The sequence below is a fragment of the Cellulomonas rhizosphaerae genome (genome assembly GCF_003470205.1).
GTDB lineage: Bacteria > Actinomycetota > Actinomycetes > Actinomycetales > Cellulomonadaceae > Cellulomonas > Cellulomonas rhizosphaerae.
In genome coordinates, this window is record NZ_QWKP01000222.1 from 1 (window position 1) to 15,496 (window position 15,496).

Annotated in this window: 13 protein-coding genes; 7 read left to right on the forward strand and 6 right to left on the reverse strand. The window is 72.9% G+C overall.

All coding sequences use genetic code 11. The features are described from left to right. The coding region (locus D1825_RS16760; protein ID WP_118768564.1) for an AI-2E family transporter at nt 1-665 on the forward strand (665 nt) is incomplete at its 5' end. Here the strand turns inward: D1825_RS16760 and D1825_RS16765 are convergent. Together D1825_RS16765 and D1825_RS16770 are read right to left on the reverse strand one after the other, a co-directional pair. Next, complete coding sequence (locus D1825_RS16765) at nt 656-3,691, reverse strand: bifunctional [glutamine synthetase] adenylyltransferase/[glutamine synthetase]-adenylyl-L-tyrosine phosphorylase (RefSeq protein ID WP_118768565.1); 3,036 nt, start codon at nt 3,689-3,691, stop codon at nt 656-658. The genes D1825_RS16760 and D1825_RS16765 overlap by 10 nt on opposite strands. A gap of 37 nt (nt 3,692-3,728) precedes the next feature. Beyond that, on the reverse strand, nt 3,729-5,066 hold the full coding sequence (locus D1825_RS16770; protein WP_118768566.1) for a glutamine synthetase family protein: 1,338 nt from the start codon (nt 5,064-5,066) through the stop codon (nt 3,729-3,731). A gap of 368 nt (nt 5,067-5,434) precedes the next feature. Here D1825_RS16770 and D1825_RS16775 point away from each other — a divergent pair, with 368 nt between their 5' ends. The 4 genes from D1825_RS16775 to D1825_RS16790 all read left to right on the forward strand — a co-directional run bounded on the left by D1825_RS16775 (nt 5,435) and on the right by D1825_RS16790 (nt 10,047). Beyond that, nucleotides 5,435-6,427 carry a type IV toxin-antitoxin system AbiEi family antitoxin gene (locus D1825_RS16775; RefSeq protein ID WP_118768567.1) on the forward strand — a complete coding sequence of 331 codons (993 nt, stop codon included), beginning with the start codon at nt 5,435-5,437 and terminating at the stop codon, nt 6,425-6,427. 196 nt (nt 6,428-6,623) lie between these two features. Continuing rightward, a complete protein-coding gene (locus tag D1825_RS16780) occupies nt 6,624-8,249 on the forward strand; it encodes an NAD+ synthase (protein WP_118768568.1) in 1,626 nt (541 codons plus the stop codon). 32 nt (nt 8,250-8,281) lie between these two features. After that, on the forward strand, nt 8,282-9,088 hold the full coding sequence (panB, locus tag D1825_RS16785; protein ID WP_118768643.1) for a 3-methyl-2-oxobutanoate hydroxymethyltransferase: 807 nt from the start codon (nt 8,282-8,284) through the stop codon (nt 9,086-9,088). After that, on the forward strand, nt 9,085-10,047 hold the full coding sequence (locus D1825_RS16790; protein WP_118768569.1) for an endonuclease/exonuclease/phosphatase family protein: 963 nt from the start codon (nt 9,085-9,087) through the stop codon (nt 10,045-10,047). The genes panB and D1825_RS16790 overlap by 4 nt, the downstream gene beginning before the upstream one ends. A gap of 6 nt (nt 10,048-10,053) precedes the next feature. On the opposite strand, the gene D1825_RS16795 is transcribed toward D1825_RS16790, so the two are convergent. Together D1825_RS16795 and D1825_RS16800 are read right to left on the reverse strand one after the other, a co-directional pair. Further along, nucleotides 10,054-10,683: a YitT family protein gene (locus tag D1825_RS16795; RefSeq protein ID WP_118768570.1), complete on the reverse strand. Its 630-nt coding sequence runs from the start codon at nt 10,681-10,683 to the stop codon at nt 10,054-10,056. Between the two features lie 66 nt (nt 10,684-10,749). Beyond that, a complete protein-coding gene (locus tag D1825_RS16800; protein ID WP_118768571.1) occupies nt 10,750-10,914 on the reverse strand; it encodes an SPOR domain-containing protein in 165 nt (54 codons plus the stop codon). Between the two features lie 58 nt (nt 10,915-10,972). Here D1825_RS16800 and map point away from each other — a divergent pair, with 58 nt between their 5' ends. Then, nucleotides 10,973-11,842, forward strand: a complete 870-nt coding sequence (gene map, locus D1825_RS16805; protein WP_118768572.1) for a type I methionyl aminopeptidase — start codon at nt 10,973-10,975, stop codon at nt 11,840-11,842. Continuing rightward, a complete protein-coding gene (ppgK, locus tag D1825_RS16810) occupies nt 11,839-12,612 on the forward strand; it encodes a polyphosphate--glucose phosphotransferase (protein WP_118768573.1) in 774 nt (257 codons plus the stop codon). Before map ends, ppgK begins: the two co-directional genes overlap by 4 nt. A 19-nt stretch (nt 12,613-12,631) precedes the next feature. Here the strand turns inward: ppgK and D1825_RS16815 are convergent, their stop codons facing one another. Further along, nucleotides 12,632-14,569 (reverse strand): YhgE/Pip domain-containing protein, encoded by a 1,938-nt coding sequence (locus D1825_RS16815; RefSeq protein WP_118768574.1) that lies wholly within the window; start codon nt 14,567-14,569, stop codon nt 12,632-12,634. Then, nucleotides 14,566-15,402: an ATP-binding cassette domain-containing protein gene (locus D1825_RS16820; protein ID WP_118768575.1), complete on the reverse strand. Its 837-nt coding sequence runs from the start codon at nt 15,400-15,402 to the stop codon at nt 14,566-14,568. Before D1825_RS16820 ends, D1825_RS16815 begins: the two co-directional genes overlap by 4 nt. Between the last annotated feature and the right edge of the window lie 94 nt (nt 15,403-15,496).

Here is a 15,496-nt window from a genome sequence, read left to right on the forward strand (position 1 = left end):
TCTTCACGGCGAGCGCCGTGCTGCTCGTCGTCTACTACATGGGCAGCCAGGGCCCGAAGTTCCGGGCGGCGGTGCTGCGCCTGTTCGCGCCGAACCGTCAGGTCGAGGTGCTGCGGCTGTGGGAGGTCTCGCAGGCGAAGGTCGCCGACTTCATCACCTCGCGGCTGGTGCTCGCCGGGCTCTCGACCGCGTTCACGTTCGTCTTCCTGACGATCGTGCACGTCCCGTACGCGCTCCCGCTCGCGGCCTTCACGGGCATCGTGTCGCAGTTCATCCCGACGATCGGCACGTACATCGGCGGTGCACTGCCCGTGGCCGTGGCGCTGACGATCTCACCCGCCAAGGGCCTGCTCGTCCTGCTGTTCATCATCGCCTACCAGCAGGTCGAGAACCTGATCTTCTCCCCCAAGGTCTCCGCGCAGTCGCTCGAGCTCAACCCCGCGGTCCCGTTCCTGGGCGTCATCGGGTTCGGTGCGCTGTTCGGTGCGCTGGGAGCGTTCCTGGCGCTGCCCGTGCTCGCCACGATCCAGGCGATCTCGCACACGTACATCCGCCGCCACGACCTGGTGGACTCGCCGCTGCTGCAGGAGGACGTCGCCGCGCTCAAGCGCAACCGCGGGTGGAAGGACCTGCCCGACGACGAGGCCGACGAGCCTCAGCCGTAGAAGACGCGCTCGACCACCGCGCGGGCCCGCCGGGCCGTGCGCAGGTAGTCCTGCTCGAGCTCGCCGCCGGATCCCGCGGGGTACCCGACGACGCGGGCGAGCCCGGCGAGCGCCTGGCGGTCGTGCGGCAGCACGTCCACCTGGCCCCCGTCGGCGCGGCCGGTCCAGAGGACGTTGGCGTCCCGCAGCCGTGACGCGAACTTCCACGCGTCGACGAGCGCGCGGCGGTCGTCTCCCGCGAGCAGCCCGGCCTCCTGCGCGGCGGCCAGCGCCTCGGTCGTCGACGTCGTCCGCAGGGCCGGAACGCGCGCCGCGTGCTGCAGCTGCAGCAGCTGGGCGGTCCACTCGACGTCGGAGATCCCACCGCGGCCGAGCTTGAGGTGCCGCGTCGGGTCGACCCCGCGGGGCAGCCGCTCCGCCTCGACGCGGGCCTTGATCCGTCGCACCTCGCGCTCGACGGACGCGTCGAGACCACCGGGTGGGTAGCGCAGCGGCGCCACGAGGTCGACGAACCGGCGGCCGAGCTCCTCGTCGCCCGCGACCGGCCGGGCCCGCAGCAGCGCCTGGCTCTCCCAGGGCGCCGACCACCGGTCGTAGTACTCGGCGTACGCGTCGAACGAGCGCACGAGCGGGCCGTTGCGGCCCTCCGGGCGCAGGTCGGCGTCGACGGCCAGCGTCGGCTCGGGCCCGACTGCCCCGAGGAGCTGGCGGATCCGCGTGGCGACCGAGAGCGCGAACTCCTGCGCCTGCACGGGATCGACGCCCGGGCGCGGGTCGTGCACGAAGAGCACGTCGGCGTCCGAGGAGTAGCTCATCTCTCCGCCGCCGAGCCGGCCCATCGCGACGACGAGCAGCTTGGTCGGTGTCTTGTCGAGGCCGCGCTCGGCCCTGGCCTCCCAGGCGGCGACGCGCAGCGCGCCGACGAGCACGACGTCAGCCGCCCGCGTCAGGCTCGCCGCTGCGCGCGTCCCGGTGACCACCCCGAGCACGTCCGCGGCCGCCGTGCGCGCGAGCTCGCGGCGGCGCAGTCCGCGCAGCAGGCCGATCGCCACGACGGGGTCGTGCGCCCGCGTGAGGATCGCGTCCGCCTCCGCCCACATGCGCTCGTAGGTGCGCGGTTCGAGCTCCTCGTCCTCGGCCAGCCAGCCGACCGACTCGGGCGAGCGCATCAGCGCATCGGCCACGTAGCGGCTGGTCGACAGCACGCGGGCCAGGCGCTGGGCAGCCGCCGCGGAGTCGCGCAGCAGCTTGAGGTACCAGTGCGTGGTACCGAGCGACTCCGACAGCCGCCGGAAGGCGAGCAGCCCGCCGTCCGGGTCCGGGCCGTCCGCGAACCAGCCGAGCATCACGGGCAGCAGCTGGCGCTGGATGGCCGCGCGGCGCGAGATGCCGCCGGTCAGAGCGGCGATGTGCCGCAGCGCGCCGGTCGGGTCGAGGTAGCCGATCGCCGCGAGCCGGGCGCGTGCCGCCTCGGGCGCGAGGCTCGCCTCCTCGGTCGACAGCTGCGCGGTGGCCGGCAGCAGCGGGCGGTAGAACAGCTCCTCGTGCAGGCTGCGGACCTCGCGCTTGACCGACCGCCAGCGCTCCATGAGCCCGTCCGCGCCCTCGGCGCGCATGCCCACCGAGCGCGCCAGGCGGCGCAGGTCGGTCTCCCCGGTCGGCATGAGGTGGGTGCGGCGCAGCCGGTGCAGCTGGATGCGGTGCTCGAGCAGGCGCAGGAACCGGTAGCAGACGGCGAGCCGTGCGGCGTCGTCCCGGCCCACGTAGCCCGCCTTGGCGAGCGCCGCCAGCGCCGTGAGCGTGCTCGGGCTGCGGATCTCCTCGTCGGCGCGGCCGTGCACGAGCTGCAGCAGCTGGACCGTGAACTCCACGTCCCGCAGCCCGCCGACGCCGAGCTTGATCTGCCGGTCCGCCTCGGCAGCGGGCACGTGCGACTCGACCCTGCGGCGCATCGCCTGGGAGTCCTCCACGAAGTTCTCCCGCTGCACGGCGGCCCACACGAACGGCTGCGTCATCGCGACGTACTCGGCGCCGAGCGCTCGGTCCCCCGCGAGCGGCCGGGCCTTGAGCAGCGCCTGGAACTCCCAGGTCTTGGCCCAGCGCTCGTAGTAGGCGCGGTGGCTCGCGAGCGTGCGCACGAGCGGTCCGTCCTTGCCCTCGGGTCGCAGTGCCGCGTCGACCGGCCACAGCGCGGGTTCGCCCGACGTGGTCGAGCACGCGCGGGCCAGGCCCGCGGCCAGCTTCGCCCCGGCGGCCAGCGCGGCAGCCTCGTCGGCACCCTCCACGGGCTCGGCGACGTAGATGACGTCGACGTCCGAGACGTAGTTGAGCTCCCGGCCGCCGCACTTGCCCATCCCGATCACGCTCAGGCGCACGTCGCGGCCGTGGTCGTCGAGGCCGGCCCGGGCGAGCGCGAGCGAGGCCTCCAGCGCGGCCGCGGCGAGGTCGGCCAGCGCCGCGGCGACGCCCGGCAGGCGGCTCAGCGGGTCGCTCGCGGTGAGGTCTGCGGCGGCGATCCGCAGGAGGCGGGTGCGGTAGGCGCGGCGCATCGCGTCGATCCCGGGGTTCCCGACGAGGGTCGCGACCGGGACCTCGTCGTCGGCGCCCGCGCCCACGGCGGACAGCAGCTCGGCGCGGACCTGCTCGACGGGCACGCCCACGCCGGGCTCGTCGTCGACGAGCACGCGCAGGTTCGCCGGGTGCGCGACGAGCGTGTCGCCGAGCGCGACGGACGCGCCGACGACCGCCAGCAGCCGGTGGCGCGCCGGACTGTCCTCGAGCAGCACGTCGCGCAGCAGCGGACCGAGCCCAGGGTCGTCGCGCACGACGCCGGCGAGCTTGGCGAGCGTCAGCAGGGCGGCGTCGGGGTCGCCCACGTCCGCGAGTGGCGCGACGAGCACGTCGGCCACCTCGGGCAGGACGGCCACGAGCGCCTCGTCGGCGATGAGCCGCTCGCCGCGCGGGACGTCCTCGACGCCGACGCGCGTGAGCCGGCCCGCCAGGGTCCCGCCGCGGGCCTCGCTCACGCCGCGTCCCTCGTCGGGCGCCGCCGCCGCAACCGCCTCACAGGACCGGCAGGAACCGCTTCAGCTCGAACGGCGTGACCTGCGAGCGGTACTCCTCCCACTCCCGGCGCTTGTTGCGCAGGAAGAAGTCGAAGACGTGCTCGCCGAGCGTCTCGGCGACCAGCTCGGAGCGCTCCATCACCGAGATCGCGGCGTCGAGCGACTGCGGCAGCGGCTCGATGCCCAGCGCGCGACGCTCGGCGTCGGTGAGCTCCCACACGTCGTCCTCGGCGCCGTCGGGGAGCTCGTAGCCCTCCTCGATGCCCTTGAGGCCCGCCGCGAGGATGACCGCGAACGCGAGGTACGGGTTGGTCGCGGAGTCCACCGCGCGGTACTCGATGCGGCTCGAGTTGCCCTTGCCGGGCTTGTACATGGGCACCCGGACGAGCGCGGAGCGGTTGTTGTGGCCCCAGCAGATGTAGCTCGGCGCCTCGGCGCCGCCCCACAGCCGCTTGTAGGAGTTCACGAACTGGTTCGTCACGGCCGTGATCTCCGCGGCGTGCACCAGCAGGCCGGCGATGAACGAGCGCGCGACCTTCGACAGCTCAAGTGGCGCACCGGGCTCGTGGAACGCGTTGCGGTCGCCCTCGAACAGCGACAGGTGCGTGTGCATGCCGGAGCCGGGCTGGTCGGACAGCGGCTTGGGCATGAAGCTCGCGAAGACGCCCTGCTCGAGCGCGACCTCCTTGACCACCGTGCGGAAGGTCATGATGTTGTCGGCCGTCGTCAGCGCGTCGGCGTAGCGCAGGTCGATCTCGTTCTGACCCGGGCCCGCCTCGTGGTGGGAGAACTCCACCGAGATGCCCATGGACTCGAGCATGGTGATCGCGGCGCGGCGGAAGTCGTGCGCGGTGCCGCGCGGCACGTGGTCGAAGTAGCCGCCCTGGTCGACGGGGACCAGCGGCACGCTCGGGTCGGCCGGCGCGTCGAACAGGTAGAACTCGACCTCGGGGTGCGTGTAGAACGTGAACCCCTTGTCGCTCGCGCGGCTCAGCGCGCGCTTGAGCACGTTGCGGGAGTCGGCCAGGCTCGGCTCGCCGTCTGGCGTCAGCAGGTCGCAGAACATGCGCGCCGTGCCGTGCCGCTCGCCGCGCCAGGGCAGGACCTGGAACGTGGTGGGGTCCGGCTTGGCGATCATGTCCGCCTCGTAGACCCGGGTCAGGCCCTCGATCGAGCTGCCGTCGAACCCGATCCCCTCGGCGAACGCGGCCTCGAGCTCGGCGGGCGCGACCGCCACCGACTTGAGGATCCCGAGCACGTCGGTGAACCAGAGACGGATGAAGCGGATGTCCCGCTCCTCGACCGTGCGGAGCACGAACTCCTGCTGCCTGTCCATGGCGTACATCCTGCCTGACATCCGCGCTGTCCAGGGCAGTTGTCCGCCGCGCGTCCACCACCAACCTCCGGGGCACACCAGCACTTCCCCTACTCCCCCGGTCCAGCTAGCCGCGACACCGGTCTCGTCCTTGCTGCCCACTGCGTCCACAGGCTTCCGTGCGCTTCCTGCCCCGCCCGTCATCCGAGCGCCATCTACCTGCTGTGTGCGCGTGGGTGTGCAACACGCCGGGTCCCGCACGGCGCGTCGCACACCCACGTGCGCGCAGCAAGGGAGGAGCAGCAGCGGGGACGCCGGCATCGAGCCGCCCACAGCCCCCGCAGCGCGGTCAGTCGTCCACCGCACACGACCTGCCGCAGCCGAGGCCCGTGCGGATCAGCAACCGTGACGGGATGAGCAGCTACGAACTCCCGCCGACGCTCCAGGGACTCGCGCAGCGTCAGCACCAGCTGGTCACGCGCATCCAGCTCGCGGAATCAGGGTTTTCACCGGATGCGGTGCGACGCCGGGTCGCGACCTCCTGGCGGATGGTGCTTCCGGGGGTGGTGCTGCTCGGCCGGGTGGCTCTCGATCCGACGCAGAAGCTGATCGCCGCTCAGCTCCATGCCGGCGCTGACGCGGTCGTCACCGGAGCGGCAGCCGCGCGGTGGCACGGACTGCGATACGCCGAGGCCGACGAGTACGTCGACGTGCTGGTCAGTCCCACTCGAAGGCAGCGCTCGGCTGGGTTCGTCCGGACGCGGCGGACCCGCCGACCGGTCCGCCCGACGCGCGGAGGCGGCATCCTTCAGATCGCACCCGTCGCGAGGGCCGTTGCTGACGCGTGCAGGGTTCGGGCCGACGAGCGCTACGCGACAGCCCTGGTGCTGGAGTCGATCCAGCGAGGCAAGACCGACCTTCCCTCGATCGTCGATGAGCTCCACGCCGGGCCGACCCGCGGTTCGGCCTCGCTCAGGCGGGCTGTCACCGCGGCGGCAGGCGGAGCGTGGAGCGCGCCGGAGAGCGACCTGATCCTTCTCGTCGCGAGCAGCATGACCTTGCCGCGCCCGTGGGCCAACCCCGAGCTGAGCACGCTGAGCGGACTGCGGCTCCCCACCCCGGACCTGTGGCTCGACGACGTGGGGATGGCGATCCAGGTGCACTCCTACGCACACCACGCCGCCGGGCCCGACTGGGAACGGACGATCCGCGCCGACAGTGCGCTCGCCGAAGCCGGCATCCTGCGTATCTCGCTGACACCCAGCGAGATCGCCCACCGGCCGAGAGCGACCCTGCGCCGGATCGAGGCGATGCACGCATCTCGCTCGCCAACCGATCGTCCTCCGATCCGGATGACACCGAGAGTCGCCCCATTGCGGTGAACCTGTGGGTGTGCGACACGCCGCGATCTGCTCGGCGTGTCGCACACCCACGCGCTCACCGCCGGGCGTCGGGGCGCGGGCGGCTGCTGGCGCGGTGGTCATCGGATCGCCCGCCTGCACCGATCGGGCGCGGCGGTGGGCGGGGTCACAGGGGGGTGCCGCGCTGCGGGGCGGGGTGGGTGGATAGGGTCGGGGGATGGTTCGGCCGCGGATTGCGCTCGCTCAGATCGACACGTGCGTCGGGGACGTCGAAGGCAATGCCGCCGCCGTTCGGTCCTGGGCGCGCAAGGCCGCGGACGCCGGGGCCGACCTCGTCGTGTTCCCCGAGATGACGATCACCGGCTACCCCATCGAGGATCTCGCCCTGCGCGCGAGCTTCCGCCGCGGTGCCGAGGCGGCGCTGCAGGCCACGGCGAAGGCGCTGGCCGACGAGGGCCTCGGTGAGCTCGCGGTGCTTGTCGGGACCGTCGGCGAGCGCGAGACCAGCCACGGGGCGCGGCCGACGAACCAGGCGGTGCTGATCCGCCACGGTGTCGTCGAGGCCCGGTACAACAAGCACCACCTGCCCAACTACGGCGTGTTCGACGAGTTCCGCATCTTCGCCTCGGGCGAGGACCCGCTGGTCATCGACGTGGCCGGTGCGCGGTTCGGCGTCGTGATCTGCGAGGACATCTGGCAGGACGGCGGTCCGGTCACGCAGGTGCACGACGTCGACGCGCTCGTCGTGCTCAACGGCTCCCCCTTCGAGGAGGGCAAGGGCCACGTCCGGACCGACCTCGCGATGCGCCGCGCGCGACAGGTCAGAGCGCCGGTCGTCTACGTCAACCTCGTCGGCGGTCAGGACGACCTCGTGTTCGACGGCGGCTCGTTCGTCGCGGGCACCGACGGCACCCTGCTCGCGACCGCGCCGCAGTTCGTCGAGCACCTGCTCGTCTGGGAGATCGGCGAGCCGGGCCCGCAGGTTCCGCCGCTGGACCCCGACGAGGAGATCTACCGGGCGATCGTCACGGGCCTGGCCGGCTACGTGCGCAAGAACGGCTTCCGCTCGGTGACCCTGGGCCTGAGCGGCGGCATCGACTCCGCGCTGACCGCCGCGATCGCCGCCGACGCGATCGGCGGCGAGAACGTCGTGGGCGTCTCGATGCCGTCGCAGCACTCGTCGGGCCACAGCAAGGACGACGCGGAGGACCTGGCGAAGCGGATCGGCGCGGACTACCGGGTCCAGGCGATCAAGCCGATGGTCGACGCTTTCGAGCAGCAGATGGACATCCAGGGAGTCACGGCCGAGAACCTGCAGGCCCGCGTGCGGGGCGTCATCCTCATGGCGATCTCGAACCGCGAGGGACACCTGGTCATCGCGCCGGGCAACAAGTCCGAGCTCGCGACCGGCTACGCCACGATCTACGACGCCGGCAGCATCGGCGGGTTCGCGCCGCTGAAGGACGTGGACAAGTCGCGCGTGTGGGCGCTGGCCCGCTGGCGCAACAACCACGCGGTCGACCGCGGCGAGGTGCCGCCCATCCCCGAGTCCTCGATCACCAAGCCGCCGAGCGCCGAGCTGCGACCCGGCCAGGTCGACCAGGACTCGCTGCCGCCGTACGACCTGCTCGACGAGGTGCTCGACGCGTACGTCGAGCACGCCGAGGGCCGCACCGAGCTGCTCGCGCGCGGGTTCGACCCCGCGGTCGTCGACCGGGTGCTCCAGCTCGTCGACCGCGCCGAGTGGAAGCGCCGCCAGTACCCGCTCGGTCCCAAGGTGACCGCGCTCGCCTTCGGCCGCGACCGCCGACTTCCCGTCACGAGCCGCTGGCGCGAGCCGTGACCGACACCCCGACCCCCGAGGAGCCCCCCGCCATGACCCCCAAGCGCGTCCGCGTCCACCACCTGCGCGAGGCCAAGCAGCGCGGCGAGCGCCTGACGATGCTCACGGCCTACGACGCCGCGACGGCCAGCATCTTCGACGCCGCCGGGATCGACATGCTGCTCGTCGGCGACTCGATCGGGAACACGATGCACGGCTACCGCACGACCCTGCCGGTCACGGTCGACGAGATCGTCGTGGCCGGCCGGGCCGTCGCGGGCGCGGCGCAGCGCGCGTTCGTCGTCGCCGACCTGCCCTTCGGCTCCTACGAGGCCGGCCCGGAGCAGGCACTCGCGACGGCCGTGCGGATCATGAAGGAGACCGGCGTCTCCGCGGTGAAGTTCGAGGGCGGCCGACGGGTCGCCGCGCAGGTCCGCGCGCTGACCGAGGCCGGCATCCCCGTCGTCGGGCACCTGGGCTACACGCCGCAGTCGGAGAACCTGCTGGGCGGCCCGCGCGTGCAGGGCCGGGGCGACGACGCCGCCGAGCAGCTCAGCGAGGACGCCCTCGCGATCGCGGAGGCCGGCGCCGTGGCGGTCGTGCTCGAGATGGTCCCCGCGCCCGTCGCGGAGCGGGTCACCGAGATCCTGGCGATCCCGACGATCGGCATCGGCGCGGGCTCGGCCTGCGACGGTCAGGTGCTCGTGTGGGTCGACATGGCCGGCATGGGCGACTGGTCGCCCAAGTTCGCCAAGCGGTTCGGCGAGGTCGGCGAGGCGCTCAGGGCCGCGGCCACGGCGTACGCCGACGAGGTCAAGGCCGGCACCTTCCCCGACGCGGCGCACAGCTTCGAGTCGTGAGGCGCGCGGGCTGGGGGCTGGCCGGCCTCGCGGCGCTGGTCGGCGTCGTCCTGGCGATCCCCCTGGGTGCGGGGAGGCTCGGCGTCGCCCAGCTCGTCTCGTTCCGGGCGGGCATCGCGGTCGCGAGCGGCACCGCGGCGCTGGGTGTCGTCGCGCTGAGCCTGGTGCTCCCCCGTCCCGCGCGCACGGCGGCGATCCCGCTCGTCGTCGCGCTGGCGCTCGGCGGTGCCGCGCAGGTGGGCGTGCTGGTCGCCCGGTCCTCGGCGCCCGAGCCCGAGGCGCACGGCGGGGAGTCGCACGTCGTGCTGTCGTTCAACACCCTGGGCCGCGCCCGGCCGGACACGCTCGCGGCGCTCGTGCGCGAGCAGGGCGCGGACGTCGTCGTGCTGCCCGAGACCTCGGCCGCGACCGCGGACGCGACGGCCGCGATCCTCGCCGACGAGGGCATCGCGATGCAGGTCCGCACCGCGCCCAGCGTCGACGCGTTCGTCGACGGCGTGGCGCTGCTCGTCTCCCCCGCGGTAGGCGACTACCCCGACGCGGAGATCCTGCCGATGCGTCACGGCGCGCTGCGGGTGACGGCCCAGGACCGCCCGACGATCGTCGCCGTCCACCCGGTCTCGCCGAGCTCGGTCGGCTCGATGGCGACCTGGCGCACGGAGAGCAGGGCGGCCGCCGACGCGTGTACCGAGAACCCCGGCGCGATCGTCGCGGGCGACTTCAACGCGACGCTCGACCACCCCGCCCTCCAGCACCTGGGGTCGTGCGTCGACGCCGCGGACGCGGTCGGCCGGTCGACGAGCGGCACGTGGCCGGCGAGCGCCCCGACCTGGCTCGCGACGCCGATCGACCACGTGCTCGTCGACGGCCGGGCCTGGCGCGTGCTGGACTTCGACGTCCTGCCGGCGACCGGCGGCAGCGACCACCGCCCGATCGTGGCGACCATCGAGCGCCGCTAGGAACCCTCAGTAGCCGAGGTACCGACCCGGGCGGTGATTCAGCGCGACGATGAGGTTGAGCAGGAAGGCTCCGGCCGCCGAGAGCAGGACGGTGCCAGGACCGACGACCGTGAACGCCGCGAGCACGACGACGGTGTCGAGCACCATCTGCACGTAGCCCGCCCGCCAACCGGCCCGGTCCTGCAGGATCAGCGCGACGATGGTGAACCCGCCGACGCTGGAGCCGTGCCGGAACAGGATGAGCAGGCCCACGCCGGCCAGCACGTTGCCCGCGAGCACGCCGTAGGCGGTGGGGAGGTCCACGGCCCCGAAGATCTGTGCGTGCAGCCCGCTCATCGTCGAGACCAGGGCGATGCACAGCGCCGTGCGCAGCGTGAAGCCCCAGCCGCGCTGGTGGATCGCCAGCAGCAGGAACGGCAGGTTGACCAGCGCGAACAGCACCCCGAAGGGCAGCTCGACCACGTGCACGAGCAGCAGCGACAGCCCGGCCGTCCCGCCCGTCACCGCGTCGACCGAACGCAGCAGGAACAGCCCGAGCGAGAGCACGAACGTGCCGATGAAGATGCCGAGGGCGTCCTCGAGACGCGAGTGCTTGGCCGCGTCGATCGTCGGTGCCGTCTGGGTGGCTGAGGTCATGGATGGTCCTCCGGGGCGTCACGCGCCGGGCGGGGGTGGTGCCCAGCGGCGGACCATCCTCACACGTCAGTCCTCTTCGGCCTCCCACTCCTTCGCGCGGGCCTTGGCCTTGTCCAGCGCGTGCGCCGCCTCGTCGCGGCTCCCGTACGGACCCATGAGCTTGCTCCAGTCGCTCGTGCGACCCTCCTCGACCTCGTGGGTCTCGGTGTTGAACCAGAAGTCTCCGGCCATCGTCGTGCTCCTCTCACATCCCGGGTCGAGCCCCGGACCTGCTCGTAGACTGCCAGGCATGTCGCCCGTGCACAGCCGCAACGCCCTCGTCCCGGGCACGATCAGCCCTCGTCGTGCCGTCCCGTCCAACATCGCGCGGCCGGAGTACGTCGGCAAGCCGGGGCCGGCCCCGTGGCGCGGACCGGACGTGTTCGACGACGAGACGATCGCCGCGATCCGCGTCGCCGCCCGCATCGGTGCGCAGGCGCTCGAGGAGGTCGGCAAGCACGTCGCCCCGGGCGTGACGACCGACGAGCTCGACGCGATCGGCCACGAGTTCCTCGTCGACCACGGCGCGTACCCCTCGACGCTCGGCTACCGCGGCTTCGCCAAGTCGCTGTGCACCTCGGTCAACGAGGTCATCTGCCACGGCATCCCGGACTCGACCGTCATCGAGGACGGCGACATCGTCAACATCGACGTCACGGCGTTCATCGGCGGCGTGCACGGCGACAACAACGCGACGTTCCTCGCCGGGGACGTCGACGAGGAGTCGCGCCTGCTCGTCGAGCGCACGCGCGAGGCGCTCGACCGGGCCATCAAGGCGGTCAAGCCGGGGCGCGAGATCAACGTGATCGGCCGCGTGATCGAGAAGTACGCGACCCGGTTCGGGTACGGCGTGGTGCGTGACTACACGGGTCACGGCGTGGGCCCGGCGTTCCACACGGGGCTCGTCGTGCCGCACTACGACGCCGCGCCGTTGTACGAGACGGTCATCGAACCCGGCATGGTCTTCACCATCGAACCGATGCTCAACCTGGGAACACCTGATTGGATCATGTGGGACGACGACTGGACGGTCCTGACGGCCGACGGTCGTCGCAGTGCGCAGTTCGAGCACACCCTGCTGGTCACCGAAGACGGAGCGGAGATCCTGACACTGCCATGAGCCACCACAAGCACTCCAAGAAGCACGACATCGCCTTCGGGATCGACATCGGTGGCAGCGGCATCAAGGGCGCGCCGGTCGACCTCGACAAGGGCGAGTTCGCGAAGGACCGCCTGCGGATCCCCACGCCCCAGCCCGCCACGCCCGACGCGGTCGCCAAGACCGTCGCGGAGATCGTCGACTCGTTCGACCTCGACAAGCACGTGCCGATCGGCGTGACGTTCCCGGCCGTGATGCTGCACGGCGTCGCGCAGTCGGCGGCGAACGTGGACGCGTCGTGGATCGGCACCGACGCGCAGAAGCTGTTCAGCGACGCGACCGGTCGCCGCGTGGTCGCCGTCAACGACGCCGACGCCGCCGGCTTCGCGGAGGTCGCCTACGGCGCCGCTGCCGACGTCAAGGGCGTCGTGCTCATCGTGACGCTCGGCACGGGGATCGGCTCGGCGCTCGTCGTCGACGGCCACCTGGTCCCCAACACCGAGCTCGGTCACCTCGAGATCGACGGGCACGACGCCGAGTCGCGCGCCGCCGAGTCCGTGCGCGACCGCGAGGGCCTCGACTGGGAGCAGTGGGCGCAGCGCCTGCAGCGCTACTTCACGGTCGTCGAGAACCTGTTCTGGCCCGACCTCATCGTGGTCGGCGGCGGCGTGAGCAAGCACCACAAGGACTTCCTGCCGCTGCTCGACATCCGCTCCACGATCGTGCCGGCCAAGCTGTTCAACGCGGCCGGCATCGTCGGCGCGGCTGCCCTGGCGGCCGACGAGGACTGACGCCTGGTCGTCGAGGAGCTCACTCCCCCAGCACGGGCTTGAGCTCCTCGACGTGCCACCGCCGGCGCCAGCGCACGACGAGCACGCCCGCCGCGACGGCCACCGCGAGGAACCCGGCCACGACGAGCAGGTCGAGGCCCAGGCGGTCGGACGGGCCGCCGGTCATCGCGATGCGCAGCCCGTCGACGACGTACGTCATGGGCAGCACCGGGTGCAGCGCCTGGAAGAAACCGGGCAGCGTCTGCACCGGGGAGATCCCGGCGCAGCTGGTCAGCTGGAGCATGAGCAGCACGAGCGCGATCGACGAGCCGACCACGCCCCACGCGGTGCGCAGCGCGTGCGCGATCGCCGTGAACGCGAGCGACCCGAGCGTGACCAGGCCGAGCAGCCCCGGCCACGAGACGGGGTCGAGCCCGAGCGTCAGCACGATGACCGCCGTGAGCACCCAGCCGCCGACGATCCCGACGACCGCCACGGGAAGGAAGCCCGCCAGTGCGACGGTGACCGACGACGCCCGTGAGGTCAGCCCGCGCGGGTTGATCGGCCGCAGCACCGTGAACGCGACGACGCCGAACACGCACAGCGCGATGCCGAAGAAGAACGGCGCGAGCCCGGCGCCGTAGGTCGGGGCGAGGTTGACGCCCTTCTCCTCGACGAGCGACGGCGACGAGATCGCGTCCGCCGTCGCCTCGGGGTCGTCGATGTGCGGCACCTTGCCCGCCGCGCCGGTCAGCGAGTCGGCGAGCTTGGTCGCGCCGTCGTCGAGCTTCTGCGTGCCGTCCGCGAGCTGCGCGGCGCCGTCCTGGGCGTCGCTCAGCGCCGGGACCAGGTCGGCGAGGCCGTCGGCGACCTGGCGCGAGCCCGTGGCCAGCGCGTCGATGTCGTCGCGGGCGCCGGAGATCTTCTTCTCGATGGCCGGTGCCTTCGCGCCGATCGCGTCGGCCGCGCTCTGGGCATCCTTCGCCGCGGCGGCCACGTCCTTGGTCGCAGCGGTGACGTCGTCGGCGCGCGCGGCCGCCGCCTCCGCCGCGTCGTGCGCGGTCGTGAACGTGCGGTCGTCGGCGAGCTCGGGATGTGCAGCCGCCAGGGCGTCGAGCGCCGCCACCGTGGCGGTCGTCTGGGCCCCGATGCTGCTCGCGCCCGTCGCGACGGCGTCGGTGAGGTCGCTGACGGCCGCAGTCACGTCGCCCGCCGCGTCGACGGCACCGGGCAGCAGCGGCAGCAGGTCGTCCGTCACGGGGTCGACGACGGCCGCGATCTGCTCGTTGCCGTCGGCCACCTTCTCGGCCCCGTCGCGGAGCTTCGTCGTGCCCGTGACCGCTGTCTTGAGGCCCGACGAGAGCTTCGTCGCGCCGTCGTGAGCGGCCGCGGCACCGTCTGCGAGGTCCGACGCGCCCTTCGCCGCGTCCTTGAGCCCGCTCTTCAGCTCCCCGAGGTCGCCGAACGCCACGCGCAGGTAGGCCGCGAGCGCGGCCTGGTTGATGCGCTCCTGCAGCTCGAGGGCCGCCCCACGCGACGCGACCGACACGATGAACCCGTTCGCGCCGTCGCGGGCCAGCACCACGCGCGCCGCCTGCGGAGAGCCGCCCTCGACCGAGGCCAGGTTCGCCGAGAAGTCGGACGGGATCGTGATGACCATGAGGTACCGGCCGGCGGCGAGACCGTCGGCGGCCTCGGCCGCGTCGGTGGGCGTCCAGTCGACGACCGGCTCCTTCTCGAGCTCGTCGACCATCTGGTCGCCGGCGGTCACCTTCTCGCCGTCGTCGGTCGTCACCGGGACGTCGTCGTTGACGACCGCGACCTTGATCGTGTCGACCTTGCCGTAGGGGTCCCAGTTGGACCACAGGTACAGGCCGCCGTACAGCGTCGGGACCAGGACGAGGAAGCCGATCGCGAGCCGCTCGAGCGGGCGACGGTAGCGGCGCAGCTCGGCGACCGTCAGGGCGAGGACGTTCATCGGGTCTCCCGGACCTGGGCGGCTGCATGGACCGCGTCGTGGATCGGCATGTCGAGCACGCGGGCCAGTTCCGCGCCGCTGGGACGGGTCGCGGCGGAGATCACGACGACGCCGGTCGCGGCCACGTCGGCCAGCGCGTCGCCCAAGCGGCGGTGCTCGGCCTCGCTCAGCCCGCGGTCGACGTCGTCGACGACGAGCACCTCGTGCGGGGCGGCCAGGGCGAGCGCGACGGCGAGCAGCGTGCGGTCGACCGCGGCGAGCTCGTCGACGAGCTCGTGCGGGTCCACGGCGAGCCCGACGAGGGCCGCGGCCTCGTCGTACCCGAGGGTCTGGACGTCCTCGCGGCGGTGGACGTGGTCCCACCGGCGTCGCTCGGCGGCGGCCTCGCGGACCCGCTGCTGGCCTTCGAGCTCGATCGGAGGCCCGACCTGGGCCACGGCGGTCCGACGCCTGACCGCCCGTGCCTGCGCGGCGCCTGTGCGGCCGGTCGGGACCGGGCGGCCGAGGACCGACAGGTCACCTGTGCTGTGCCGCGCCCGGCCGACGAGAGCGAGCAGCAGCATCGATCGGCCCGTGCCGCCGCTGCCGACGACCTCGATCGCGTCGCCCGGGTGTGCCGTGAGGGTGACGTGGCGGAAGACCCAGCCCGTGCGCAGGTGGAGGCCGAGGGCGTGGGCCTCGATGGCGGGCGCTGGCTCCGGTTCGGGCTCGTCGGCCGACTCGTCCTCGTCGACGTCGGGCTCCTGCGGCCCCGACTCCGCGGGGTCTGGTGCCGACTCCCCGGCTTCCGGCGTTCCCGGCTCGTCGGGGCGGCTGTCGTCGGCGTCGGGCATGGATGACCTCCTGCGACCAGATGACCTGGACCTGCGCGGTTGCTCCTAGCATGTCGGCTCCCCACGAGAGACGCGCGAGCACCGCGCACCGGCG

What these genes read in the sequence shown, in the direction of transcription:
- D1825_RS16820 (WP_118768575.1), bottom strand. Translation starts at nt 15,402, where the DNA reads ATGCCCGACGCCGACGACAGCCGCCCCGACGAGCCGGGAACGCCGGAA.
- D1825_RS16770 (WP_118768566.1), bottom strand. Translation starts at nt 5,066, where the DNA reads ATGGACAGGCAGCAGGAGTTCGTGCTCCGCACGGTCGAGGAGCGGGAC.
- D1825_RS16815 (WP_118768574.1), bottom strand. Translation starts at nt 14,569, where the DNA reads ATGAACGTCCTCGCCCTGACGGTCGCCGAGCTGCGCCGCTACCGTCGC.
- D1825_RS16800 (WP_118768571.1), bottom strand. Translation starts at nt 10,914, where the DNA reads ATGGCCGGAGACTTCTGGTTCAACACCGAGACCCACGAGGTCGAGGAG.
- map (WP_118768572.1), top strand. Translation starts at nt 10,973, where the DNA reads ATGTCGCCCGTGCACAGCCGCAACGCCCTCGTCCCGGGCACGATCAGC.
- D1825_RS16780 (WP_118768568.1), top strand. Translation starts at nt 6,624, where the DNA reads ATGGTTCGGCCGCGGATTGCGCTCGCTCAGATCGACACGTGCGTCGGG.
- D1825_RS16795 (WP_118768570.1), bottom strand. Translation starts at nt 10,683, where the DNA reads ATGACCTCAGCCACCCAGACGGCACCGACGATCGACGCGGCCAAGCAC.
- panB (WP_118768643.1), top strand. Translation starts at nt 8,282, where the DNA reads ATGACCCCCAAGCGCGTCCGCGTCCACCACCTGCGCGAGGCCAAGCAG.
- ppgK (WP_118768573.1), top strand. Translation starts at nt 11,839, where the DNA reads ATGAGCCACCACAAGCACTCCAAGAAGCACGACATCGCCTTCGGGATC.